Annotated in this window: 19 protein-coding genes; 14 read left to right on the top strand and 5 right to left on the bottom strand. The window is 66.3% G+C overall.

The genetic code is table 11. The features are described from left to right. Positions 1-9 precede the first annotated feature (9 nt). From tssK to FHW85_RS04500, 8 genes are read left to right on the top strand one after another with little or no spacing between them, the layout of a single operon-like run. A complete protein-coding gene (gene tssK / locus FHW85_RS04535; RefSeq protein ID WP_168647504.1) occupies positions 10-1,416 on the top strand; it encodes a type VI secretion system baseplate subunit TssK in 1,407 nt (468 codons plus the stop codon). Continuing rightward, on the top strand, positions 1,413-2,180 hold the full coding sequence (locus FHW85_RS04530) for a DotU family type IV/VI secretion system protein (protein ID WP_167257417.1): 768 nt from the start codon (positions 1,413-1,415) through the stop codon (positions 2,178-2,180). Before tssK ends, FHW85_RS04530 begins: the two co-directional genes overlap by 4 nt. After that, positions 2,177-6,193: a type VI secretion system protein gene (locus tag FHW85_RS04525; protein WP_168647503.1), complete on the top strand. Its 4,017-nt coding sequence runs from the start codon at positions 2,177-2,179 to the stop codon at positions 6,191-6,193. The genes FHW85_RS04530 and FHW85_RS04525 overlap by 4 nt, the downstream gene beginning before the upstream one ends. A 16-nt stretch (positions 6,194-6,209) precedes the next feature. Next, entirely contained in the window at positions 6,210-7,355 is a 1,146-nt protein-coding gene (tssA, locus tag FHW85_RS04520; protein WP_168647502.1) for a type VI secretion system protein TssA, read from the top strand. A 25-nt stretch (positions 7,356-7,380) separates the two neighbouring features. After that, positions 7,381-7,962, top strand: a complete 582-nt coding sequence (locus FHW85_RS04515) for a DNA/RNA non-specific endonuclease (protein ID WP_168647501.1) — start codon at positions 7,381-7,383, stop codon at positions 7,960-7,962. Between the two features lie 19 nt (positions 7,963-7,981). Continuing rightward, complete coding sequence (locus FHW85_RS04510; protein ID WP_168647500.1) at positions 7,982-9,115, top strand: hypothetical protein; 1,134 nt, start codon at positions 7,982-7,984, stop codon at positions 9,113-9,115. 45 nt (positions 9,116-9,160) lie between these two features. After that, positions 9,161-9,751: a hypothetical protein gene (locus FHW85_RS04505; protein ID WP_168647499.1), complete on the top strand. Its 591-nt coding sequence runs from the start codon at positions 9,161-9,163 to the stop codon at positions 9,749-9,751. 44 nt (positions 9,752-9,795) lie between these two features. Continuing rightward, positions 9,796-10,893 (top strand): M91 family zinc metallopeptidase, encoded by a 1,098-nt coding sequence (locus FHW85_RS04500; protein WP_168647498.1) that lies wholly within the window; start codon positions 9,796-9,798, stop codon positions 10,891-10,893. A gap of 77 nt (positions 10,894-10,970) precedes the next feature. Here FHW85_RS04500 and FHW85_RS04495 read toward each other — a convergent pair whose 3' ends face one another. Then, entirely contained in the window at positions 10,971-11,462 is a 492-nt protein-coding gene (locus tag FHW85_RS04495; protein WP_168647497.1) for a hypothetical protein, read from the bottom strand. 31 nt (positions 11,463-11,493) lie between these two features. Between FHW85_RS04495 and FHW85_RS04490 the strand changes: the two genes are divergently transcribed. Both FHW85_RS04490 and FHW85_RS04485 read left to right on the top strand, forming a co-directional pair. Beyond that, positions 11,494-12,108 (top strand): hypothetical protein, encoded by a 615-nt coding sequence (locus FHW85_RS04490; RefSeq protein ID WP_168647496.1) that lies wholly within the window; start codon positions 11,494-11,496, stop codon positions 12,106-12,108. Positions 12,109-12,117: 9 nt separating this feature from the next. Next, a complete protein-coding gene (locus FHW85_RS04485; RefSeq protein WP_168647495.1) occupies positions 12,118-12,963 on the top strand; it encodes a hypothetical protein in 846 nt (281 codons plus the stop codon). Positions 12,964-12,988: 25 nt separating this feature from the next. Here FHW85_RS04485 and FHW85_RS04480 read toward each other — a convergent pair whose 3' ends face one another. From FHW85_RS04480 to FHW85_RS04470, 3 genes are read right to left on the bottom strand one after another with little or no spacing between them, the layout of a single operon-like run. Continuing rightward, positions 12,989-13,558 (bottom strand): hypothetical protein, encoded by a 570-nt coding sequence (locus tag FHW85_RS04480; protein WP_168647494.1) that lies wholly within the window; start codon positions 13,556-13,558, stop codon positions 12,989-12,991. A gap of 7 nt (positions 13,559-13,565) precedes the next feature. Continuing rightward, on the bottom strand, positions 13,566-16,487 hold the full coding sequence (locus tag FHW85_RS04475) for an RHS repeat protein (RefSeq protein WP_168647493.1): 2,922 nt from the start codon (positions 16,485-16,487) through the stop codon (positions 13,566-13,568). 5 nt (positions 16,488-16,492) lie between these two features. Further along, entirely contained in the window at positions 16,493-18,094 is a 1,602-nt protein-coding gene (locus FHW85_RS04470; protein WP_168647492.1) for a DUF6531 domain-containing protein, read from the bottom strand. 304 nt (positions 18,095-18,398) lie between these two features. Between FHW85_RS04470 and FHW85_RS04465 the strand changes: the two genes are divergently transcribed. From FHW85_RS04465 to FHW85_RS04455, 3 genes are read left to right on the top strand one after another with little or no spacing between them, the layout of a single operon-like run. Beyond that, complete coding sequence (locus FHW85_RS04465; RefSeq protein ID WP_210427707.1) at positions 18,399-20,375, top strand: CocE/NonD family hydrolase; 1,977 nt, start codon at positions 18,399-18,401, stop codon at positions 20,373-20,375. 2 nt (positions 20,376-20,377) lie between these two features. Continuing rightward, the gene (locus FHW85_RS04460) at positions 20,378-21,466 is read left to right on the top strand and encodes a histidine kinase (protein ID WP_168647491.1); all 1,089 of its coding nucleotides are present in this window, start codon (positions 20,378-20,380) and stop codon (positions 21,464-21,466) included. Then, on the top strand, positions 21,463-22,224 hold the full coding sequence (locus tag FHW85_RS04455) for a LytTR family DNA-binding domain-containing protein (RefSeq protein WP_168647490.1): 762 nt from the start codon (positions 21,463-21,465) through the stop codon (positions 22,222-22,224). Before FHW85_RS04460 ends, FHW85_RS04455 begins: the two co-directional genes overlap by 4 nt. Positions 22,225-22,400: 176 nt before the next feature. Here the strand turns inward: FHW85_RS04455 and FHW85_RS04450 are convergent, their stop codons facing one another. Next, the gene (locus FHW85_RS04450) at positions 22,401-22,847 is read right to left on the bottom strand and encodes a hypothetical protein (protein WP_168647489.1); all 447 of its coding nucleotides are present in this window, start codon (positions 22,845-22,847) and stop codon (positions 22,401-22,403) included. Between the two features lie 236 nt (positions 22,848-23,083). Between FHW85_RS04450 and FHW85_RS04445 the strand changes: the two genes are divergently transcribed. Further along, positions 23,084-24,463: a serine hydrolase gene (locus FHW85_RS04445; protein WP_168647488.1), complete on the top strand. Its 1,380-nt coding sequence runs from the start codon at positions 23,084-23,086 to the stop codon at positions 24,461-24,463. Positions 24,464-24,482 lie beyond the last annotated feature (19 nt).

Raw genomic sequence — 24,482 nt, 5'->3', positions numbered from 1 at the left:
GGAAGCGCCATGAACGCCACCGTCGATACCCTGGACAGCCTGCCGGAGCCGGTCTCCTGGTCGGAGGGCATGCTGCTGTCGCCGCATCACTTCCAGCAGAACGACATCTACTGGAACAACCTGCTGCACCGCCGCCTGGTGATGCTGCAGCCGCATGCCTGGGGCGTGCTGGACATGGCGCTGGACCCCACGGAACTGAGCAAGGGCCGGGTGGTGTTCCAGCGCCTGCGCTGCGTGATGACCGACGGGCTGGTGATCGACTATCCCGGCCATTTCGCGCCGGCGGGCCTGTCGCTGGACCTGAGCGGCACCGACTGGAACCAGCAGAAGCAGGTCCGCGTGCATCTGCGCGTGCCGGTGCGCGGCAAGGGCGCGGCCAGCGACATCGGCGACATGCAGCGCTACACCATCGAGCGCGGCAACCTGGAGGCGGACGAGAACACCGGCAAGGACGAGATCGTGGTCGACCGCATGCGGCCCAAGCTCAGCCTGGCCGCGGGCGACAACGTGGCCAAGAGCTATTGCTCGGTGCCTTTGCTTGAGCTGTACGGCGATTCGCGCGGCGTGCACCTGGCGCCGTTCCATCCGCCGATGCTGAACATCGGCGCCTCGGCGTTCCAGGGCGACGGCAGCCTGCAGCGCTCGCTGGCCTCGCTGTCGGAACTGCTGTGGAAGAAATACCGCGAACTGCTCGGCGTGCGCCTGGACGACCGCGGCCAGCCGCGCCTGGACAGCGAGAGCAGCGCGCAGGTGCAGGCCGCGCGCCATCTGGTGATGGCGATGCCGACCTTCGACGTGATGCTGCAGTCGCCGCATACGCATCCGGCCGATCTTTATCTGGGCCTGTCGCAGCTGGTGGGCTTCGTCGCCGCCACGCCGGGTGCGCCGCCGCCACCGGTGCTGGGCGCCTACGAGCATGAGGACTGCGTGCCCGGTTTCACCCGCGCCATTGCCTATGTGCGCGACCAGCTCAATCGGCTCAATGCCAACTTCCGCGTGCTGGAATTCCAGCGCGTGGGTAATTCCGGCTTCCGCCTGCAGCTGCCGCGCGGCATCGACACCGGCAAGCTGCTGATCGAGCTGGCCCCGCGCGCCGGCCAGAACGCCGCCACCATGAGCCAGTGGCTGGGCAGCGCGCGCATGGCCAACGAGGAGCTGATCTACCTGCTGGTGCGCCGCCGCTATCCCGGCGCCACGGTGAAGGAGGCCACGCCGCAGCAGGTGGCCGCGATCAACCTGCGTCCCGGCGCCTTCGTCTACGAAGTGAACAACGCCACCATCGAGGGCGAGGACGGTGCGGCGCGGCCGCTGATCAGCGAAGGCCATACTTTCGTCATCCTCGGCGAGCCGGACGAGCACGTGCCGGCCGCAATCACCCTGTACCTGCCGCGCGAAGGAGCCACCGCGCGGCCATGAACGGAACGGTTGCCTCCTCCAACTTCCTGCTGGGACGCTTCGCGGCGTTCTACGAGGAAGTCGCGCAGGTCAAGCTCGCCATCCAGAAGGGCGAGCTGACGCGGCTGCTGCAGCCGGACAACCCGCACGGGGAGCTGGAGGCGCACCAGAGCGTGGAGCGCATCGCGCACCGCCTGCTGGCCGTGCTGGACCGCCAGTCGCGCGACGTGCAGGCCGCGGCCACCAGCGCGGAGCTGGAGGCCTACCGCCGCGCGCGCTACGCGATGGTGGCGCTGGCCGACGAGATCTTCATTCTCGAACTGCACTGGGCCGGCGCCGAACACTGGCCCGAGCACCTGCTCGAATACACGGTGGAACGCTCGCGCGTGGCCGGCCGGCGCTTCTTCGACCTGGTCGACGACCTGATGGGCGCGGGCGAGCGCAGCACGCTGGATGCGGACCTGGCCGCCGTGCTGCTGCTGGCCATGCAGCTGGGCTTCCAGGGCATGTACCGCGGCGCCGAAGGCTTGAAGAAACTGCGCCAGTACCGCGCGCGGCTGTATCCGCTGGCCAGCGGCCGCAAGCTCGGCAGCGTGGAGGCGCGCGCGTTTCCGCAGGCCTATGACTACACGGTGGTGTCCGACCGCGACAACACGCGCATCGCGCTGGCGCCGTGGCTGCGCGCCGCGGCCTACGGCGCGGCGATCTACCTGGTGCTGTCGTCGCTGGTCTGGCTGTTGCTCACCTGGTCGCTGCTGGACGCGATCAACAGCGGAGCGACATGAGCCCGAACCCCGCGCCCGCTACCGCTTCCAGCACTGCCGCCGCGTCCAGCGGCGGCTTCGATCCCTTGTTCCTGGTGCTGGCGGTACTGGCGGCGCTGGCGTTTCTGCTGATCGCCTGGCTGATGTGGCGCGCGCGCTCCAAGACCATCGCCACGCGTCCGGCGCAGAACCGCGATGGGCAGAGCGGGTGGGTGCGCTTCCGCGACGGCGCGCGCCGGCGTTATGCGGTGATCGAGCGCGCGCTGCGCTATCTGTGGGCGCGCCGCGACTGGCGCTACAAGAGCTCGTGGGTATTGCTGATGGGCTTCCCCGGCGATGGCAAGAGCAGCCTCGCCGCTTCGCTGCCCAAGGACATGCAGCGCGCCACGCACCAGCGCGAGGCCAAGCAGGAGGCGTATCTCAGCCAGGCCGTGCCGAACAGCCAGTGGCTGTTCCTGGAGCGGGGGATTCTGATCGATCCGGACAGCGTGCTGGGCGAACCGCTGAAGCCCGCGGCCGGCATCGGCGGCTCCCCCACCGACACGCCCGGCGCGCGCTGGAGCGAGATGCTGGCCGATATCGACAGCCTGCGCCCGGACCGCGCGCTGGACGGCATCGTGTGGGTGATCTCGGCCGAGCGCCTGTGCCAGGCCACGGCGGAGCAGCGCGCGGCGATGGGCCGCTATGCGTATGCGCGCATCCACGAGCTGCAGGATGCGTTTGCCTACGCGCTGCCGGTGTACGTGGTGTTCAGCCACTGCGACAGCATTCCCGGCTTCGACGGTTTCTGGCGCACGCAGGACGCGCGGCTGCAGCGCCAGATCGTGGGCTGGTCCAGCCCCACGCTCGACGACAACGGCCTGCCGGCCGACTGGGTGCCCAAGGCCTTCGACAAGGTGATCGAAGGCATGCGCAGCCTGGTGCTGGAAGCGGCCACCAGCCACGACCATATCGACGACGTCGACGGCTTCTTCCTGTTTCCGCAGCACATGCGCAGCCTGCAGGCGCCAGCGCTGGATTTCCTCTCCACGCTGTTCAAGACCAATGTGTACGAGACGCGCTCGTTCTGCCGCGGCCTGTACTTCTGCGGCGTGGTGGATGCGGGCAAGGGACCGGAGGTGGCCGGGCCGCGCAAGGATGTCGCCTTCACCGAAAGCCTGGTCCGCGACAAGGTGCTGGGCGAGCAGCGCCTGGCGCAGCGCACGCAGAAGGGCCTGCTGGCGCGCAACCGGCTGATCCGCCGCCTGCAGCTGGCGCTGGTCGGCCTGGCCGTGCTGCTGGCGGTGGCCTTGCCGTGGAGCGCGGCGCGGGTGAACCACCATGCGCAGGGGCTGCGCGACACGCTGCTCAACATCCAGCTCAACAGCCGCTCGCTGGCCCAGCACGGCTGCCTGGACCAGGAGCGCGTGTACAAGCTGATCGCGCAGATCACCACCTTGAGCGAGGACACGCGCTACGCCGCCATTCCGCTGTCGTGGGTGGACGGACGCATCCATCGCGGCATTACCGAGGTGGTGTCCAAGAACGCGCTGCAGCAAGTGGTGCTGCCCTCGATGGCGTGCAAGCTGCAGCAGCGCATCGACGATATGTCCGCCGCCACGCTCAAGGTGTCGGAGAACACGGTGGCGCCGGATGCGGTGTATGCCGATTATCTCGCCCAGCTGAAGCGCCAGCTCGACCAGCTGTCGGCGCTGGAAGGCGGCCTGATGCGCTTCGGCCGCATCGCCCAGCCGGGCATGGCCGACCGCAACGCCCAGCTGCTGGATTTCGGCGCGCTGGCCGATTACCTCTACGGCAGCCCACTGCCGGCCGACACCATCAAGCGCGACAGCCCACTGGCCGACGCGCTGTCGGTGGCCACCTATGCGGACGCGCCGGCGATTTCGCCGGAATTGCGCGAGCGGCTGGGCAAGCAGTTCGAGCGCATGGCCGCGCAGGCCGAGCACGACCTGCTGCACCGCGCGGCGGACGGCGTGCCGCTGCTGTCGGCCCTGCAGGAAGGCAAGCCGCCGCTGCTCGATACGCTGCGCGGCTTCAACAGCTGGCTGGCCTGGGTGCACAAGAGCTGGCTGCTGAGCACGCCGCAGGACAACCCCTGCACGCGCATGGGCGAGGAGATCGCGCCGGGCATCGAGCACCTGATCAAGAACCACCACTACGACCCCGAGCTGCGCACCACCCTGGGCTTCTTCGACCTGGACAGCTGCTACCAGCCCGCGGTGGACAGCCTGCGCAGCGCCACGCTGGCGCCGTATGGCGCGCTGTTCGTGGTCAATCCCAGCAATCACCAGCTCGAAGGCATCAGCCCCGGCCTGGGCCGCGAAGTCGGCGGCCTGCGCACGCTGGCCGGCACCGCCTTCATGCAGGTGAAGTCGCCGCAGCAGTACAGCTGCAACGGCGCCGCCGGCGGCTGGCGGCCGAGCACCTTCGACGAACTGCTGACCCAGCTGCGCGAATACCAGGAATTCGCCAGCCACGAGAAGATCGACCAGACCGGCAGCAGCACGGGGCAGCCGCTGTACGAGCGCCTGGCGCGCACCCAGCTGCAGCTCGCCTTGCAGGACAGCCTGGCGCGCAACCAGCGCGGGCAGGTGCAGGCGATCGATACGGGACTGGACGCCACCTCGCAGCTCGATCGCGAGCTGGCGGACGAAAGCTCCAGCCTGGCCGCCTCGGTGGAGCCGCTGCTGCAGGCCCAGCAGCGCATGCGCCAGCTCGGCTTCGGCAGCCTGGCCGACGAGGTGGGGCAGTGCGCGCAGAACTATGCCTCGAGCATGCTGCTGGATGTGTCGGAGCTGGCCTCGGCCAGCCATCTGTACGACCCGCCCGCGCCCAGCGGCGGCGACGACAGCGCGCCGCTGTTCGACCTGGGCAGCGTGCCGGTGCTGCAGGGCTACCTGGATCGCCAGCTGCAGCGCGCGGAAGTGCTGTCGCGCTACGCGGCGCCGTTCGTGACGCTGCTGAAGCAGACGCGCGGCGTCAACAACAGCCAGCGCATCAATACCCAGGTCGACGCTTACTGGGGCGGCACCATCAGCGAGTTGAACCGCGCGGTGCAGTTCGCCGACCCCGCGGGGCAGGTGGCGCACCTCAACGATTTCTTCCTCAAGCAGCTGGCCAGCCTGAGCTATGCCAACTGCGAGGCGACCCTGGCCGCGTATGTGCCGGCCGCGGTGGGCAACGATCTGTTCTCTTCGCGCCGCGGCGATATGGAAAAGCTGGCCAGGGCGGCGTGTTCGGGCCGCGGGCAGGCCAGTTCGGACCTGCACTACGCGCGCATCGGCATGCTGTTCAACAGCCAGCTGGCGGGGCGCTATCCGTTCGGCCCGGTGGATTCGCGCGAAGTGTCGCCGGCGGTGGTGAAGGCGTTCTTCGTCTACTACGGCAAGGAAAAGCCGGAGCTCAAGGCCTGGCTGGAACACGCCACCGGCCCGCGCGCCGCCAGGATGAAGGCCTTTATCGGCCAGCTCGATGCGGTGGAAGCATTCTTCGCCGGCAATCTCTCGGCGCAGCCGCAGAGCCTGCCGATCCAGGTGAAGGTGGGCTTCCGCGCCTTGCCGGACCGCTCGCCGATCAGCAACCAGCTGATCGGCTGGACCCTGCGCGCGGGCGGCGCGCAGGGCGCCGCATGGCCGGGCGCGGACGACAGCTTCGCCTGGAGCGTGGGCACGCCGCTGTCGCTGGATCTGCAATGGGCCGACCGCTCGCGCTATATGCCGGTGCCCGACGCCGCGCAGCCGGAGCTGCGGGCCAGCGGCTATCACGCGGTGTTCGACACCGGCGGCTCCTGGGCGCTGCTGCGCTGGCTGGATGCGCATGCCGCGCCGCCGGAGAACGGCGCGCTCGATCCGGGCCAGCGCATGCTGCATTTCGCCGTGCCGGTGCTCGACGGCAGCGCGCCGAGGGATGCCAAGGCCACGGACAAGGCCGACCTGTACCTGATCCTGAAACTTTCCGGCACCGACGCCACGACCAAGGCGCCGGTGCCGCTGGAGGCGCCCGCGTTCCCGCGCGACGCGCCCGTGCTGTGGTGACCGACGGAGCAATGCGATGAGCCAGTACGCGCAAGCCAGGAACCTGGAGGCCACGCCGGAAGCGGTGGCCGAAGGCTGCGACGACGGCGGCTATTTCGAACGGCGCGTTGGCGTGCCGCTGGCCCGGCTGCTCGCGCCGCTGGACGGCCCGCAGCCGGCCGGCGCTTCCGCGCGCGGCAGCATGGGTTTCCGCATGATCCAGCAGCTGCGCCAGAGCGACGACGCCAGCCTGCCGATGGGCGCCTGGGCGATCGAGCCGCGCCGCGCCAACTGGCCGAAGGTGTCGCAGCTGGCGGCCGGCATGCTCGACACGGTGGGCAAGGACCTGCAGCTGGCCGCCTGGATGCTGGAGGCGGAACTGCACGAAGGCGGCTATGCCGCGCTGCAGCCGTGCTTCGCGCTGCTGCGCGGCCTGTGCGAAACCTGGTGGGACGGCCTGCATCCGCGTGAGGACGGCGACGGCTACGACGCGCGCTGCAATATCGTGCGCTGGATCAACGAGAAGCTGCTCAACACCATCGCCCTGCTGCCGCTGGTGGAAGACGACGAACACGTCGCCAGCTGGTCGCAATGGGAGCTGGCGCATTACCACGAGCGCATGCGCGCGGTGCACGGCAACCTGCCGGAGGAAGCGCAGGACGCGGCCACGCTGGAGGACCTGCAAGGCCTGCTGGCGCGCATGGATGCCGGCGACCTGCGCGGACGCCACGCCGAGATTGGCGAAGGCCGCGCCGCCATCGCCGCTTTCGAGCACGCCTTGCGCGAACGGCTGGGGCCGGAGACGCCGCCGCTGGGACGGCTCGACGAGTTCCTCGCGCGCATCGAGGCGCTGCTGCGCGGCGAACTGACCCGGCGCGGCCCGGCGGCCTTGCCGCCGGCGGCGCCGATGCCGTTCGACGAGGAAGCGGACGAGCAGGACGAGGACGGTGCGCCGCACGCGGCCGGCGATCTGTTCGGCGAGCGCGAACGCGCCTACCAGGTGCTGGCGCAGATCGGCGAATACCTGATGCAGGTGGAGCCGCACAGCCCCGTGCCGTACCTGATCCGCCGCGCGGTGGCGTGGGGCGGGTTGAACGCGGCGGAGCTGTATCGGGAAGTGTTCCAGAAAGGGGGCGGGCGGATCGAGATCTTCGAGCTGCTCGGCGGCGAAGCGGACGCCTGACGGCGATCAACAGGGGATACACGACATGCCTGCCTGGACACGGCGAGACATCAAGGAAAACGGCACGACGATCGGTCGCATCCACTACGCGCAGATCGACCAGCCGCGCTACCGCTCGATGAAGGAGAAGGCGAACATCGCGCGCCAGAACCGCTTCGGGCAGCGGCAGCGCACGTATCCGGGCGTGGGCGGCGGCGTCAAGAAAGTCTATGTGTCGGCAAAGCTGCGCACGCGCCCGACTGGAGCGCCGCGCGACAATCTGGCGGGGATCGGCGTGGTCAATCCCGGCTACGTGCCGGCCAATGTGCACAAGGCCCACCTGGCTTCGGACCGCTTCGGCGGACCGAGCAATGCGCAGAATCTGGTGAACGAGAAAAGCAGGATCAACCTCAGCGCCCACAAGCGCATCGAGAACCGCATCGCCCGCCTGATCAAGGACGTCACCGCGCCGGGCGATACCAATGCCAACCGGACACGCGGCGGCATGATCGTGAGGGAAACCTATTCGCCTGGCGGGAGGCCGACGGGGCGCACGTACATGGTCAGCGTGAAGGACCACACGACCAATACGCGCAGTTATCACAAGCTGGAATTCAAGCCGATCTGACGCCGAGCACGAGGTACGCATGCCATCCCATCCCGCCAAGGACAAACCGACGCCGCTGCATCTGTCCATGCAGAAGCGCAATACCGTGCGCTACAAGAAGGCGGGCAAGCCTTCGCTGCAGAAACAGGAGCTGGGCAAGCTGGCCCGCCGCGGCCTGGCCGGCCCGCTCAGGGCCGAGCTGAAGCAACTGCGCGGCAAATGGGTGCCCTGGGTGAGGAAGGGCGGCGGCGGGCAGTATTCGAGCAAGATTCGCGTGCGCACCGACAAGACGCTGACCAGCCGCGCCGGCGCCATGCAGAGTTTCGTCGGCATCGGCCTGGACGAGCACGTGGCCACGCGCCTGCTGAAGATGCGCGCCTTGTGGGGAGGCGTCAGCAAACGCAAGGCGAAGAACCTGTTCGATACGCGCTCGCGTACCGCCGACCTGGTCTGGTACAACCCGCCGCCGAACCAGGGCGCTGCCGTGGGCAGCTGGCAGCCCATCGCCGGGCATACGCCGGCGATCAAGTCCAAGGCAGTCGGCGGAACCTCAGGAGCCATTACCGAAGGCCATGGCAATGGCCGGCCGGGCAGCGGACGCGACGGCCTGCGCGAGCTGGCGGTGGACCAGACCCGGCAGGACGCGAATTCGCCCAAGCCCTTTACCGACACGCTGATCATGGGCTCGCTGGCGACCATCAAGTACATGTCCGATCCGTCGACCCGGCTCAAGCTGGCCAGGCCGCATGTGAAAGCGCTGCCGGGCGCGCGCTACGCGGCGCTTACCGGCAGCAAGGATCTGCGCAAGAAGAAGCACTTCAAGAATCTGGTCGCCCACGTGCAGGAAGAGCGCGAGCGCAAGAAATGGGAGGTCGGTGCGGTGATGCGCGGCGACGCGCGCCTGGCCGGGATGGTGCCGCCGGTGATAAGCAATTATCTGCACGCGCACGGCAACCAGCCGCGCGCCGCCATGGAAGCGTTCCGCAGCGACGCGCACAGCACCAACAAGAAGCCGCCGATCAATACATCGGTCGAGTCGGATACGCGCGACCTGACCACCAAGTCGCTGCACCACATGGCGACCAAGACCAATACCAGCGGACGCCGGCAACGCTCGCTCAGCGACGCGCGCATGCTGCCGGTGGCGCCGCCGCAGAACAGCCGCGGCCATTGACCGCAGCCCCGGCGTCCATGCGACGCACGTAAAGAGGAGACCGACATGCCGAAGAACCGCAACTGGACCTGGGCGCCGGTGAAGGAGGGCAACCAGACCCTCGGGCGCGTCAATTATGCCGTCTCCGACCGCGCCAGCTACCGCGCGTTCAAGACCGAGGCCAATGCGGCGCGCGCGCCCGGCACGCGCTTCGGCCATCGGCAGGTACCGCACGGCCCCGGCCTTGGCATACAGCGCGCCTATGCGTCGAGCAAGCTGCGCCTGCGCCGGACCGGTGCCGCGCGGGCGTTGCTGGCCGCGACCAATGTGCTTAACCCCGGGCACCTGCCGGTGCCCCGCAACAAATCGCATCTGATCGCCGACAAGTTCGGCGGGCCGAGCATCCAGAACAATCTTTCCAATGAGCGGCGCTCGATCAATCTGCGCGGGCACAAGGTGATCGAGAACCGTATCGGGCGGCTGCTGCACGCGGCCAGCGGCGGCAATACGAACCCTACGAGGGTGCGCGGCGGCATCGTGGTGAGGGAGACCTTCAACGCCGCGGGGCAGCCCACCGGGCGGCTGTACATGGTGAGCGTCAAGCATCTGGTCACCGGCAACCGTACTTTCCACAAATTCACTTTCAACCGCACCTGAGTCCGGCGGTTGCGTAGCGAAGGCCATTATTCAAGGAATTCCCCATGCCCAAGGACAGTCTGAGAACACGGGTGGTCGAGAAGTTCGCGGCGGCCAACAGCGCAGGCGTCGCACCGAAAGTGGCTCCGCGCGAACAGCGCTTCGTCAAGGACATTACGTCCAAGCTTTCCAAGGCGAATGCCGAGGGCAAGCGCGCCGATATCCCCAAGCGCTGGGCGCCGGTGGTGGCGCGCGTGGCGCGCACTTCGGCGGCGGGATTCACGCCGGAACTGCTGCAGGCGCAGGCGCAGAAGCTGAAGCGGGTGGAGAAGGTGCAGGTGCACGGCGAGCTGTCCAATGTGCATGTGAAGCGCAGCGCCGGCGAGAGCGCGGCCGCGTTCACCGACCTGGCTGCCGATGCCCGCCGGTCCATGCACACGCTGATGAGCAAGCCGGGCGGGCATCAGATGATGAAAGAGCTCGACGCACGCATCACGCAGAACCGCCAGCACGCGGGCGAGCATGCAGGCGTGCATATCAGTTCGACCAAGCCCGGCGAGACCTCGAACATGAATGCCCCGCATATCGCGCCTGGGCAAGGACTCGCGCAGAGCGTGGGCCAGGGCTACCGCTTCGACGGCAAGGAAGGCAAGGGCTGGGGCAGCGAGGTGCGGATCAACCCGAACGAGGCGAAAGCCAACCGTTTTATCGGCCTGGGGCATGAGATGGTGCATGCGCACCGCCTGGCGCACGGCAAGGCGGTGGGCGTACCGGATGTCAATCAGCCGAACCATGCGCTGTTCACCAATCCCGCCTCGCTGGGTTCGCAGGCGGATTCCGCGCAGAACGTGGCGTTCGGGCAGCACCTGAAGAATGTGGTCTCGCATACCAATCATCTGCAGGAGGAGTTCGAGACGGTGGGCTTGTCCAAGACACCGCGCGGTGCGTTCAACCCGACGGAAAACATGTTGCGCGCGGAGCACGGCTTGAAGGCGCGTGCCGATTATTCGAAGGCGAAGCCCGGCGATACGGATGATGCGATCGCCAAGGGGGATGCGTTGTTCGACAACCGGTCCGGGATAAGCAAGGCCTGGCATGGGCTGACCGGGAAGTCGCCGGCGCCGACGCCGGTGAGCGATATGGTGAAGCGGTACAAGGATTGAGCGCGGGATGGACGGGTTCCACTGAGGTCACGATAAGGGTTCCCGATGTCCAAGGGCTGGAAAAAGCGCTCGTCCGATCAAATGCAAGGCGGCAGAGAGCCGAACCCGAACGACGGCAGGAAGGCCGGCCGGGGCCGGGACGCGACCCACCCGCCGCTTGCGCCGCCATCGCCGATCGACGAGATCGAAGACGTCTCCCCGCCGCCGTCGCGCATGCCGTCCCCCATACCCGCCGCGAGGCATGGCCCTTCGCTGTCGCCGAGCAATGCTTCCAGACGCGCTGCCGCTCCTGGCGGGATCGGCGGCGTTGCGGCACCTTCGGCGCCTTCTTCCGGCGGCGGACGGACGATCTCGTCGATGTTCGGCCCCTTTCCGCCGGAGCCGCTTGCCCCCGCGGTGCATGACCCCATCGAAGACGATGAGCCGCCATCGCGCGGTGCGCGTTCCCGTGGCGGCACGTCAACATCCTCGCCGGTGGGGTCGCGGACGCCGCGGGGCGGACCGCGCAGCCGCCGCATCCCGCGGTTGCAGTTCTCGTCATCGCCATCGCTGTCGCCGCGGCCACGCAACGAGAGACCCCCGCGCCCGCGTAGCTCTTCGATGGAGGAACTCGACCCGATCCAGGACGCCGACTCTCCGTCCTGGCGTAGCCGATCGCCATCGCCGATAGCGCGCCAGCCTTCGGCGCACCCGGTTTTTGCGCCGGTGTCGCATGCCAGCTCCTCTTCTTCGGCACCGCAGCCGGGGCCGTCGGCGCCGCCGATGCCGGTTTCGGCGTTTGCCGCACCATCGACGTCGGCGGTGCCGTCCAGGCCGCCGTCATGGGAGGACTTGAATAAATCCAGGGGCGCGGCCGAGCATCGTTTTTCCAGGAACTGGTCGTGGTGGAGCGGGCAGCCGCGCTTTGCGCCGGGATCCCGCTACAAGGAGAACGTCGAGCATCCCATCGCGGGAGATGCGGGCAAGCGCGATCTGCCGGAGAGCGACAAGATGCGGCGCACCCGTGATCCCGCCAGGTTTTCCATCAGGGCGCTGAGCGAGCTGGACGCGCGTTCTGTCGGCGCGTCGGGAGCGCCCAGGGAGCATCTGGAGTTTCTCCAGCGCAGGCGCGGCTTGGGCGATGCCCCTGCCTTCAGCAGCGCCCTGGCCGGGCCGAACGGCCAGGGCGGATCTTCGCGCAGCGTGGCGCTGGAGCCTTTGTATGCCGGACGGTAGTACCAGGGAGTGGAGCAGCAGCGCGTCGACAAGGGAAAGGAACTTGCCTCCGGGGTTGGGCAGACCTATCCGGATTGGGTAGCCCGTTCCCGGCAGGGCGACGGCAGCTACAAGACCATCGCGTTCGATCTCAAGGTCCCGCTGTACAAGCCTGGCAAATTCATGCGCGAGTTCTATCAGCCAGAGAACGGTGAGCCAGGCATCAAGCAGGAGTTCGAGCGGCGCAGGCAGCGCATGCCCGTCCATACCGAACAACGCCTGGTGTTCGACCTGGTCAGCGGCGATCACAATTACAAGATAAGCAAGCGGGCGATCAGGGATTTCGCCGATGGGCATCGAGACTCGTCAGGACGATTTGTGGCCGATTCGGCGCAATTTCTCTATCGCAGGGAAATCAAGGACAAGAGCGGAGGCGTCCCGCGTAGAACAGGGCGGTACGAAGTGAAAATGTCCAAGCCCATTGCGCTCAATGCAGCCCCGGCGGCAGCCGCGTCGAGCATGGGCAGCAGTTCCAGTCCGGGAACTTCTTCATCGACGCTGCGCGCGGCGTCTTCAAGCGCCGCCTCGTCGATGCCTCCACCTTTGGCGGTCCCGCCTCCTCCAGGTATCCGGCCCACGCCATCGGTGCCGGCGCAGAGCTCGAGCTCCAGACCGCCCGGCACGCTCAGTCTTTCGAGCATGGCTTCCGGACCCCATTTCCCTACGGCACCGGCACCGCATCAGCCGCCGCCATCGTTATCGGCTAACAGCACGGGTGCGAGGCAGAGCACAACTTCTTCCAGCACCGGTGCTTTGTCGCGGCACGTTTCGACGGCCAGTTCGACGGGTAAGGGTGGTGGCCAGGGGGCGTTCTGAGGGTGCCTGATATGGGCTTCGTCAATCACTGCATCTGAGTTGACCAAGCCTCGTAGACTTCGTGAATCCGCCTGCTTGAAATTTTCTTGCTGGAAAAGCCATAAGCGAAATTTAGGCCAATTCGCACCGGATTAAGTGGGACGGCGCCAAAGCCGACAATAATAGGTTGACCGTAGTCGGCGAACTTCTTGTTTTTTAGGTTCTGGTCCCACTGAAGCGTAGGATGATTCTTGAGCAACGTGAGGCCGAAGTAGATTCCGACATCGAATCCAAGCGAGTAACTCTCGTTCGTCAGATCATGGTTGGGGATGGCTATGAAATGGCTCAGTCGCGCTTCGATCTCATCTTTCTCTTCTTGCGTACGTTTTCGGGTCGAGACATGTCTAGCAAGCCAATCGCCAAGCGCCTCCAAAGAAGTTGGGCTGTAAGCCGGCTTCCAGTCCTTGGATGCAGGATCTTCCTGGACATAAGTTGCCAGCTCATCAATTCGGGTCTGAAGGACCGATTGAAACCAGGCGAAGTATTCCTTCAGTTCTCCTCGGGTCATTTCAGTAAAGCGAAGAGTAAATGGTGGCTGGATGATGTGATAGCTCATTTTTTTCTCAATGCATGACAACGCCAATGCCTGCCTCGTTCAGCATGTCTATTACTGATCGTGCCGCACCGACCTTGCCGGTAGTTGGACTCATGAAGAAATGCCACTCCGCGGACAAGATGATCTCTTTCATTAGAAGCTCTTGATCTTTGGCAATCTGATTTTTAACCCTAGGTGACATGCTTAGGTGTCCAACTTTCGCTTCATACGCTACGCCATTTGCAAATTGATCTATATAGCGTGCGCCACGACTTGTCATGAAGTAAACCTGAGACTGGCCTCCAAGAGACTTTAAGGCCTCCTCTCCAATCCTGCCGTTGGCTCCAATTCCTACATAAGTTTCTGTGGCAGCGGCTCTGGCTACTACTTTCCCGGCGCACAGAGCACCAGTACGCCACGCCTGCGACTGCCCGAACGAAGCAACATACAGTAACTGCTCACTCACCATCGCGCCGGCATATGCGGCCGCCGGGCCATAGCGACCCGCCTCCCAGGCATTGATCGCGGCATCCCAGGCACCTTGTCCCGGGACAAGCGCCAGAAGTACATCCGGGCTTCTCTGTTCGGTACCAAGCGGATCGATCGCGATCAGCGGATTCCCGCTCACATATCCATACGTACTCAGCCCACCATCGAGTCCTATCGGATCGCTCTGGATGTATCGCCCGCAGGCCGCGCAATAGTCCCGGAAGCCATTGTGGAGAAGGCCGGATTCCGTATCGGCATACTGCCCTGGAAAGCGCAGGTTGAAGACGTATCCATGGGAGGAGGTTGCTGCTTTCTCTCCGAACGGATTGCCCTGCAGGTCCCAGCGCCAAAGGACCGAGCCTGAGGTGTCGGTGACCGCACGCGGTGTATTGAGCCCGTCGGCATGAACGTAACTCACCGTGCTCGCCGTACCTACCGAGTCCACCACGGCAACCGGTATGTCCCCCAGCCAGATGTAGTCCCTGTTCGCGGAGCTGTACTCGCCCAGGAGCCGGCTGCTTTCGTCGTAGGCAAAGCGTTGGCTGCTTGCCTGAGGTATCGACGCGATCTTGGCAATGCGCTGGCCGGCGGCGTTGTAGGCGTAGCTGGCAACGGTCTGTCCGTTGCGCTGCACGGCGATCAGCCGGTTCCGCCCGTTGTATCCAAAACCGAAGATTTCTCCGCCGGCGGCGTAGCCGGTGACGTTGCCGTTGGCGTCATAACTCAACGCGCTGCTGCCCATGCTGGTGAGCCAATGCGTGCCGGCCTTGTAGCCGTAAGCGCCCGTGGCCAAGCCAGAGCCGGTCTTGCCGAGGCGGTCGCCGGTCCTGCTGTACGTGTACGCCTCGATGGCGGTTCCGGAAGGACCGTGGACGCTGGCCAGTCGATACAGCGCGTCGTAGCGATAGGTCTCGGTCGCCGGATCGGCACCCTCGCGGTTGCCGAGGGCGGTGATGTTGCCCATGGCGTCGCGCGCGAAATGCAGGTTCAGCGCGGGGCTCACCACGTCCGTCAAGGCGTAGTTTGCGTCGTAGCTGCGCGTCACTGCCTGCCCGTTGCCCAGCGTGTAGCCGGTGATGGGGCCGAAGGGCAGGTAAGTGATGCGAGTGGCGGCGTTTGCGACGCCGACACCGGGCGGACGCACCCTTACGCCGCTGATGCGGCCCGTGGCATCCCGGTCGTATTCAATCGAGGTCCCGCCGGGTGTCACGGTGCCGGTCAGGCGGCCGGCGAGAGAGTACGTGTGGCTTACCGTGTCGGTGTGTGCACCTTGCGTCTGGGCCTTCCTCACTACGTTTCCGCGCGCGTCGTAGCAATACGTCGTGGTGACCGCACGCTCCACGATCCGGGTAAGCCTGCCCACGGGATAGGAGGCGGCGCAGCCGGTGACGGTGTCGGGCTCGTCGTAGAGATACGCGACATCGAGCGAGCTGTCGCCGTAGCTCAGTGCCGTCCGCCGATTCAGCGCGTCATACGTGCTGGTGCTCGTGACTCCTTTTGCATCGGTACGCCGTATGACATTGCCCGCGGCGTCGTGGACATAGCTGGTCCTGCCGGTATCCGGACTCTGCACCGACTTGAGGTCATCGAATCCGTCGTAGTCGTAAAGCGTATTCAGTCCATCGGGATCGCCCACACCCTCCAGATGGCCGCCGGCATCGTAGGAGTAGACGCTTTGCGTGTTCTTCGTCGCCGCGTTGGTGCCGTTGTAGTCGTCGATGGTGCTGACCAGCCGGTGCAGGGCATCGTACGTCCGCTTCTGCTGCACGCCTACCGTGTCGGAGCGATGGATCGGATGGCCTGCCGCGTCGTAGCCGTCCGTGCGGTCGTAGCTGAGGATGGTCCGATGGAAAGCATCGGTTACGGCCATCAGCTGGCTGAGGGCGTTGTACGTGCGCGAGACGGTCCGCTTCAGCGTATGGGCGCTGTCGAAGATTTCTTCCTTCAGGCGATTCCCGGCAGCGTCCAGCGTGTAGTGAATGCGGTTCCCCATCGCATCCGTGATGTCGGTGAGGCGACCCGCATCGTCATAGGCGTAATGGATGTTGACGCCATCGGCATCCTTGGACTGCGTAACGTTGCCGATCGCATCGTAGGTCAGCGTTGTCGTCGCCGGGGTGCCGGTGCTGTCGAGCGTGACAGTGAGGGGCCAGCCTTCGGGCGTGTACGTCATGACCGACACCACGCCGTTCGGATCGGTCATCCGTCCCGGATGGCCGTACATGTCATACGCGCCGTAACTCGTCGCATGGCCGAGCGGGTCGGTCACCCTGGCGAGGCGGCCTTGCGTGTCATAGGTGAATCGGGTGACGTCGTCGACATCGGTGCGCGGGCCATCCACTCCGGTGAGCCGCCCCTGAGCGTCGTAGATCCTGCTCGTGGTGCGCTCGGGTGCCGCGGCCTGTGCTACGGCCATAAGCAGGCCGAGGCCGGCAATGACCCAGCGGAATCGCTTGTTCACGGTGGTCACTCCTCGGTGGCGCGCACGCTGGTGCTCAGCGCCCGGCCTTGGTCGTCATAGGTGTAGGTGATGACCCGGTCGGCGGTGGTCACCGTCAATGGGAGGGAGCGGGTGGCATCCCAGGTCGTGGCGGTCGTGCGCTCCAGCGCAGTGCCCTTGGCTTCCACCCGGCGGATCTCGCGGCCCTTCGCGTCGTAGTCGTAGGCCGTGACGGTGCCCAGGGCATCCGTCCTGGTGGCTACCTGTCCGAGCCCGGTATAGGTGTAGGTGGTATTGCTGGCGGGGCAGCCCGGCGCAGGCTCGCCCTCGATGGCCGTGACGCGCTTGACGCCCTGAATGACCCGGTAGCGATAGGTAACCGCGTTGCCGAGGGCGTTGGTGACGGTGGTCGAGCCGTCATCGTTGAAGCTCAGCGTGGTTTTGTCCGCGCCGCCGGCGTGCTCGCTTGAAATGGCGCGGCCGGACGCGTCGTACCGCCACGTGGCATAGCGCACGCCCCGTTCGTCGACGATGCCGGTGAGGGCTCCGGGATGCGCCGTGTCTTCGTACAGATAGCTTCGCGAACGCGCATGGCCGGGCCACGTACGTGTCACCTTTGTCAAGCGGGCGGCTCTGTCGTATCCGTACGTCACGGTGAGCTTGCCTGTCTTCGCGCGGGCAAGCAGGCCATTGACCACCAGCAGTTGCAGGCTGTGACCGGAAGAGTCGGTGACGACGATCGTCAGTGCGCCGGGGCCCATGGGGCGGTAAGCGAGTGTCTGCACCCGGCCGTCCGCCAATCGCCAGGCCGTCAAGGCGCCTTGCGCATCGAAGCTGTATTGCTCAAGGTTCGGCGCGGTGTATATCCAATGGTCGTCCATCTTTTCCAGGCTGCCTTGTTCCGTTGTCTCGGCCGTGGCGGACCCATGGTTCAGCGCGAATTGCGATTGGCGTCCATCGCCGTGGAAGAGCGTCAAGCCGCGGCCATAGGGGTCGATGTAGAGCGCCTTGCCATAGTTCACCTGCCACAGCCCGCTCAGCCCGTTGTAGTGGCGGACCAGCTGCAGTTCGCCATCGGCATCGCGGTAGTCTTCCTCCTCCTGGTACTTGTTGCCGGTGGACGCGCTGATCGGGTTGCCTACGCAGAGCGAAGGCCCGCCCAGCAGCGGCAGGCCAGGATCGCCCAGTTCCTTGCGCAGCTGGTGATCCGCTGGCCGCTTGCAGGTGTCGGACATGAAGTCGAGTTGCTGGCCGGCGGGGCAGCGCCTGCGTTTCTGCTGGATGAAAGTGCTCTCGTAATCATTGTCGGTAAAGTCGGCATGGACGACGTCGTAGTACGTGCGGCAGTCGTAATAGGTTGGGGTATCGCCCGATCCGCTCCAGCGTTCCGGGGCTTTGTAGGGGCGAACGATCACTTCAAGGTCGGGTATTGCCTGGTAGTGTTTTCTGAGCGATTCGCTCATCGCGTCGTAGCCGGCATGGCAGGCCTCGTCCAGCGTGTCGTACTGGCGCGTGTCGATGACATAGAAGAATTCGTCTTCCGATGCCTGTGCATGGGAAATCGCCGGCAGGGCTATGCCGAGGGCTATCTGCACCACGATGCGGCACGGACGGCGCATTCGATGCATGGATGGCACTCGGTGAATCGGCGCAAGCTTTCCTGGATGAATCGAAGTCCTTCCCATATCTCCCTCTCGCCTTGAACGTCAATGGGTGACGCCCTGCGCTTGAACGGGGCGCGCGCAACTTTCAGTTGGGAATTTCTGGGCGCGATGGTAGGCGAGGCGGCCTGGCTCCTTGCCGCCAAAGACCGACATTTAGGACAGAAAGAGATAGCGGCGCATCCGCCGTGGGCGCCGCGATGTGCAGGCGCACCATTCCCGCCGCGCAAGCTCGCGTATAGTCGCGGCTTGGTCCCTGGGGAAAACTCGTATGCTACGCAAGCACCTGCCCACGATGTTCGGCGGCATGGCCGCCACCTTCTGTCTCGCGCTGCCGTTCGCGGCCGCCGCCCAGGCCAAGGATCCCCAGGCCGAACAGATCGCCAAGCGCAACGCCACCGAGCAGTCGCTGCAGGAAGTGGCGGTGGTCGACCGCAAGGTGATGGTGAAGATGCGCGACGGCAAGCGCATGGCTGCGGACATCTATCGGCCCAAGGGCGCGGGCAAGGTGCCGACGATCTTTTCGCGCACGCCGTACAACTTCAATTACTGGGATGTGAAACTCGGCGCCCCGCGCGACATGACGCGCGCGCTCGATGCGGTGAAGCACGGCTACGCCTATGTCGAAATGAACGAGCGCGGCCATTTCTTCTCCGAGGGCAATTACGACATCCTCGGTGCGCCGGTCACCGACGGCGTCGACGCGGTGCGCTGGATTTCCTCGCAGCCCTGGTCCAGCGGCAAGGTCGGCACCACCGGCTGTTCGTCCACCGCCGAGTGGCAGATGGCGGTGGTGGCGCAGAACGAACCGTCGCTGGCCACCTTCAATGTGCAGGGTTTCGGTGCCGGCGTCGGCCGGGTCGGTCCTTACTATGAGCAGGGCAACTGGTACCGCGGCGGCGCGGTGCAGATGCTGTTCATTGCCTGGATCTACGACTACGGCATCCAGAACCAGGTGCGGCCGAACTTCCCGGCCAATACCACCCAGGCCGAGCTGGTCAACGCCTCGCGCTATTTCGACCTGGCCACGCAGATGCCGCCGGTGGATTGGGACAAGGCGTTCTGGCACCTGCCGGTGAAGGACATGATCAAGGCGCTGGACGGCCCGCCGGGCATCTTCGACACGCGCATGCCGGTGGCCACCGGCGGCAACATGATCGCGCGCGCGCCGAACGACCCGGCCTGGTACAAGGGCGGCCTGTGGCACGACAACATGAAGATCGCCAAGCCGGGCCTGTGGTTCATGAGCTGGTTCGACGTGTCGGTGTCGCCGAACCTCGCCGCGTATAACGAAGTGCGCCGCACGGCGCCGAAGGAAGTGGCGGACGAGCAGTACGCCGTGATCGCGCCGGTGCTGCATTGCGCCTACACCCGCGCCAGCGAGCACACCATGGTCGGCGACCTGGACATGGGCGATGCGCGCTACGACTACAACGCCCTGGTGTTCGGCTGGTTCGACCGCTTCCTCAAGGGCGAGGACAGCGAGGTGGTGAAGAAGCAGCCCAAGGTCATGTACTACCTGATGGGCAAGAACGAGTGGAAGAAGTCGGCGACGTGGCCGCCGGCGGGCGCCACCACCAGGGAGTTCTACTTCGCCAGCGGCGGCAAGGCCAACACCATGTACGGCGACGGCAAGCTCGTCGCCCAGCCGGAAGCCGACGATCATCCGGACCGGTTCGTCTACGACCCGGCCAATCCGGTGATGACCTATGGCGGCGGCGGCTGCTGCCAGGGCAACGCGGTGAAGTTCGGCTCCTTCGACCAGCGCAAGGAAGAAGCCCGCAACGACGTGCTGGTCTACGACAGCGAGGCGTTCGCGCAGGGCACCGAGGTGAGCGGGCCGATCACGGTCACGCTGAATGTCTCCTCCAGCGCCAAGGACACCGACTTCACCTTCAAGGTGATCGACGTCTATCCGGACGGGCAGGCCTTCAACATCACCGAGAACATCCAGCGCATGCGCTACCGCAACGGCTACGACAAGCCGCTGGCGTGGATGAAGGCCGGCGAGGTGTATCCGGTGACGTTCCAGCCGATCGACACCAGCTACTACTTCAAGCCCGGGCACAAGCTGCGCATCGCGGTGTCCAGCAGCAACTTCCCGCGCTTCGACCGCAACCTCAATACCGGCGGCAACAACTTCGATGAGGCGGCCGGCGTGATCGCCAACAATGCCGTGCACCACAGCAGCGCCTATCCGTCGAAGATCGTGCTGACCGTAGTGCCCGAGCAGGCCGGCGCGCACTGAGCATGGCAGCGGAGCAGGGCAGCGCGGCCGCGCCGCCGCCGGTATGGCGGCGGTACGCGCTGGTGCTTTGGGTGCTGCTGCTGGTGGCGATCGGCGCGATGCGTGCGCTCAACCGCTACCTGGTCGGCGTGGCCTATGGCCACGTCGCGCCGTTTCCGCCGCTGCTGATCGAGGAGCTGACCGGCTCGCTCAGCTTCGGCGCCTTCCTGCCGCCGGTTTTCTACGCCTTGCGCTGGCTGCGCCGGCGCCGCTGGCGCCTGCCGTGGCACCTCGCCGTGTTCGCCGGCCTGTCGGTGGCGCAGACCAGCCTGATGATGGGGCTGCGCCTGCTGGTGTTCGGCCTGGTGGGGGCCCCGGCGGACGACTATGCGCCCACCGTATGGCGCTACGTGATGGAAGTGCCGACCCAGCTGTTCTTCTACGTGCTGATCGCGCTCGGCCTGTGGCTGTTCGACCGCTACCGCGAAGGCCGGGCGCGCGAGCTGCGCGCGGCGCAGCTGGAGTCGGCGCTGTCGGAGGCGCGGCTGGAGGCGCTGCGGTTGCAGCTCAATCCGCATTTTCTGTTCAACACGCTCAATGCGGTGTCCGAGCTGATGTACGACCGGCCGGCCGTCGCCGACGAGATGCTTTCGCGCATCGGCTCGCTGCTGCGCGCGACGCTGTCGGCCGGTGCGCAAGAGCATCGCCTGGCCGACGAGTGGAAACTGCTGGCGCTGTATATGGACATCCAGCGGGCGCGTTTCGGCGCCGGCCTGGACGCGGACGTGCAGGGCGACGCCGCACTGGACGATCTGCGCATTCCCTTCCTGCTGCTGCAGCCGCTGGTGGAAAACGCCATCGAGCATGGCGGGCAGGGCGACCGTCGCCTGGTGCGCGTGGAAGCCGGACGCGATGCCAACCGTCTCACCGTGAAAGTGCGCGATGGCGGCGGTGGCGTCGCACGCGCGGGCCACGGTATCGGGCTGGGCAATGTGGAGGCCCGTCTGCGGCACCTCTATGGCGACGAGGCCGGTGTTCGCCTCGAGCCTTTGCCGGAAGGCGGCAGCGTGGTCACCGTCTGGCTGCCCGCGCGGCGCTGGGAGGCGGCATGACGCTGCGCGCGGTGGTGGTGGACGACGAGGCGCCGGCGCGCGCCAAGCTGCGGCGCTATCTCGCCGAGGCCGAAGGTGTCGTGTGGGTGGGCGAAGCCGGCGACGGGCGCGAAGCGGTGCGGCTGATCCAGCGCGAGCATCCCGACGTGGTCTTTCTCGATATCAGCATGCCGGGCATGGACGGTTTTGCCGTATTGCAGGCGCTGGGCGAACCGCTGCCGGCGGAGATCGTCTTTGTCACGGCGCATGACGACCAGGCCGTGCGCGCGTTCGAAGTGCATGCGTTCGACTATCTGCTCAAGCCCGTTGGCCCTGAGCGTTTTCAGGCTGCAATCCGCCGTTTATGCGAGAAGGTTGCGCCATCGCTGAGCGTGAGCACCCGCGTCGACGGCCTGCTGGAAAACGCGCCGCCGCCGGCACGCTATCTCGAACGCCTGCTGCTGCCGGTGGGCGATGCGGCGGAGCTGGTGCCGGTGGAGCGCATCGACCGCATCGAATCGGACCGCAATTATCTGCAGGTCTTCGTCGATGGCGAACCGCGCCGTTTACGCGGCACGCTGGATGCGATGCAGGCGCGGCTGCATCCGTCGCGGTTCGTGCGGGTGAATCGTTCCACCGTGGTGCAGATCGATGCCATCCGCGAAGTGCAGCCGTGGCCGGAAGGGGAGAAGCGGCTACTGTTGCGGGATGGGGCGCGGGTGACGTGGACGAAGCGGTATCTGGAGAACCTGCCGCCGGGGTTGTCGATATCCATCTGACGAAGAATCCTTCTCTCCGCCGGGGAGAAGGTGCCGGCAGGCGGATGAGGGGCGGGTGCTCGCGGAAGAAGATCGACAGCGCAGCGCATGCTTTCCGCTCCTGCTTCTCCGCTCCGCCCGGCCCCTCACCCCAACCCTCTCCCCGGAGGGGAGAGGGGGCTGGGCATCGCGTTGTTTTATGGGCTGTCTTGCCAGCCATTCCTGGATTTTCGCCAAGTGCGGCATCGAGGCTGCTGTCGTTCCGGTGACATCGTCGTCGGCGCCTGCGGCGGTCCGAACGGTGTGGGACACGCGGGCAGACGGTCGAACATGTTCCGGTGGGCTTCGAACTGCCGTTCGGCCGTAGTGATGGAAGAGGGGCGCTGTTCTTCCGGATCAGTAAAGCGCATTCGCGGAACGCCCCGACGCATTTCCTGCCGCAGTTCGGCCTGAGCCTTGCCGTTCAAGTCGCTACGCTCTTTTGCCTCGTGGTTTTCGCCCGCGGGCTGGGGCGGAAGCTGCAGATTTAGGCTGGCCGGAGCGTCCGGGGGCGGCGCGCTCTGCGCCGGCGCCCCGGGCGAAGCCATCCAGGCGAACAGTGAGATAAGCAACATCGTTTTCGTGCGATGCGTGGTTTCGATCATGCGGGCACCTGTTTTCAGATGGGAGGGAGGGGCTGAGCCATAGCCGCCTATGACACCGGGGCGGCCGCCGATGGCATGGCCCGCCTGGAAGTCCGCGGCAAACGGGCACCGTTTTCCGGCCTCTCTGCCAGCCCATCCGGGTTTCGTCCCCGCCCCCGGGGCCTTCGTCCCAGCCCGTCCCCCTCCGTCCCGCCGGTCTCCGCAGACTCTGGCCACACCCACGGAGACCGACCGCCATGCGCAAGACATCCATCGTGCTCGCCAGCCTCGCCACCACGGCTTTCGCCGCCGCGGCCGGCGCCTACGGCACTACGCAGCTCAGCCAGATCCTGCCGGTGGCCGCCGGCGTCGCCGCCCACCACGTCTGCTCGATGACCTTCGTCGGCGGGCAGGATCCGGACCAGACCTTCGACCAACTCGTCATGCCGGTGCTCGGCGATTTCGGCCGCATGCTGAAAGTGCACGTATCGCGTGACACCCGCACGGTCGAAGTGTCCGGTCCGCTGAGCGAGCTGGCGCGCGCCCGCTTCACGCCCGGCTACGGCTGCCGCCTGGTGCTGCCGGGCGACCAGCCGCTGCCGACGGTCGCCGACGCACCCATCGCACCCAGGGCCGATGGCTTCGCGCCGAAGGGGCGCGTCGCTTCCAGCAAGCCGGCCGTCACGGCCGCGATCGACAACGTGTTCGCCGAACATGCGGGCCAGCCGGTCAAGCGCGTCAAGGCGGTGGTGATCGTGAAGGACGGCCAGGTCGTCGCCGAGCGCTACGCCGACGGCATCGACGAGCACTCGCCGCTGCTCAGCTTCTCGGTAGCCAAGTCGTTCACCAACGCGCTGTTCGGCATCCTGGTGCGCGAGAGCAAGCTGCGCGTGGACGAACCCCTGAACCCGCCGGAATGGAAGGACAAGAACGATCCGCGCCGCGTCATCACGCTGGAAGATCTGATGCGCATGCGCAGCGGCCTGGCGGTGGAGGAAGCGGAGTCCGCCGAAAGCCCCGTGGCGAAGATGGAATTCCTGCACGGCGACATGGCTGCCTTCGCAGCCGCGCAGCCGGCGAAGGAGCCGCCGGGCCGTACGTTCGAATACACCTCGGCCGACACCGTGCTGCTCGCGCGCAAGCTTGGCAGCGTGGTCGGCGGCGGTGCGCCGGGCATGCGTGAGTTCGCGCGCCGCGAGCTGTTCGCGCCGCTGGGCATGGGCGACGTGACGATGGAATTCGACGGCGCGGGCACCTTTATCGGCTCCACCTACGTGTATGCGAGCGCCCGCGACTACGCACGCCTGGGCTGGCTGTACCTGCGCGACGGCATCGCGCCGGACGGCAAGCGCGTGCTGCCGGAAGGCTGGATGGACTGGTCGCGCCGCTCGACCTTGAATTCCCCGTATGGCGCGGGCTTCTGGACCAACGACGGACGCAGCGAAGAGGCGAAGTGGCGGATCGATTCCGGCTATCCGAAGGAAGGCTTCTACGCCAGCGGCACCATGGGCCAGCGCATCTACGTGATTCCCTCGGCGCACCTGGTGATCACGCGCTTCGGCTATTCCGCACCGCCGTACTACGGCATGCGCGACGATCTGGCGCTGATCAAGGCGGCGATCGAGGCATATCGCTGAAGGGTTCCGGCCGCGGCGC

Origin of the sequence: Dyella sp. SG609, from assembly GCF_012275375.1 — a bacterium.
Lineage (GTDB): Bacteria > Pseudomonadota > Gammaproteobacteria > Xanthomonadales > Rhodanobacteraceae > Dyella_D > Dyella_D marensis.
Note: the sequence above shows the minus strand (reverse complement) of the source record. Positions and strands in the feature narration are given on the sequence as shown.

Bases quoted from the DNA above. Each gene is read 5' to 3' on its own strand.
- tssK (WP_168647504.1), top strand. From the start codon at position 10: ATGAACGCCACCGTCGATACCCTGGACAGCCTGCCGGAGCCGGTCTCC.
- FHW85_RS04530 (WP_167257417.1), top strand. From the start codon at position 1,413: ATGAACGGAACGGTTGCCTCCTCCAACTTCCTGCTGGGACGCTTCGCG.
- FHW85_RS04525 (WP_168647503.1), top strand. From the start codon at position 2,177: ATGAGCCCGAACCCCGCGCCCGCTACCGCTTCCAGCACTGCCGCCGCG.
- tssA (WP_168647502.1), top strand. From the start codon at position 6,210: ATGAGCCAGTACGCGCAAGCCAGGAACCTGGAGGCCACGCCGGAAGCG.
- FHW85_RS04515 (WP_168647501.1), top strand. From the start codon at position 7,381: ATGCCTGCCTGGACACGGCGAGACATCAAGGAAAACGGCACGACGATC.
- FHW85_RS04510 (WP_168647500.1), top strand. From the start codon at position 7,982: ATGCCATCCCATCCCGCCAAGGACAAACCGACGCCGCTGCATCTGTCC.
- FHW85_RS04505 (WP_168647499.1), top strand. From the start codon at position 9,161: ATGCCGAAGAACCGCAACTGGACCTGGGCGCCGGTGAAGGAGGGCAAC.
- FHW85_RS04500 (WP_168647498.1), top strand. From the start codon at position 9,796: ATGCCCAAGGACAGTCTGAGAACACGGGTGGTCGAGAAGTTCGCGGCG.
- FHW85_RS04490 (WP_168647496.1), top strand. From the start codon at position 11,494: ATGGAGGAACTCGACCCGATCCAGGACGCCGACTCTCCGTCCTGGCGT.
- FHW85_RS04480 (WP_168647494.1), bottom strand. From the start codon at position 13,558: ATGAGCTATCACATCATCCAGCCACCATTTACTCTTCGCTTTACTGAA.
- FHW85_RS04470 (WP_168647492.1), bottom strand. From the start codon at position 18,094: ATGCATCGAATGCGCCGTCCGTGCCGCATCGTGGTGCAGATAGCCCTC.
- FHW85_RS04465 (WP_210427707.1), top strand. From the start codon at position 18,399: ATGCTACGCAAGCACCTGCCCACGATGTTCGGCGGCATGGCCGCCACC.
- FHW85_RS04460 (WP_168647491.1), top strand. From the start codon at position 20,378: ATGGCAGCGGAGCAGGGCAGCGCGGCCGCGCCGCCGCCGGTATGGCGG.
- FHW85_RS04455 (WP_168647490.1), top strand. From the start codon at position 21,463: ATGACGCTGCGCGCGGTGGTGGTGGACGACGAGGCGCCGGCGCGCGCC.
- FHW85_RS04450 (WP_168647489.1), bottom strand. From the start codon at position 22,847: ATGATCGAAACCACGCATCGCACGAAAACGATGTTGCTTATCTCACTG.
- FHW85_RS04445 (WP_168647488.1), top strand. From the start codon at position 23,084: ATGCGCAAGACATCCATCGTGCTCGCCAGCCTCGCCACCACGGCTTTC.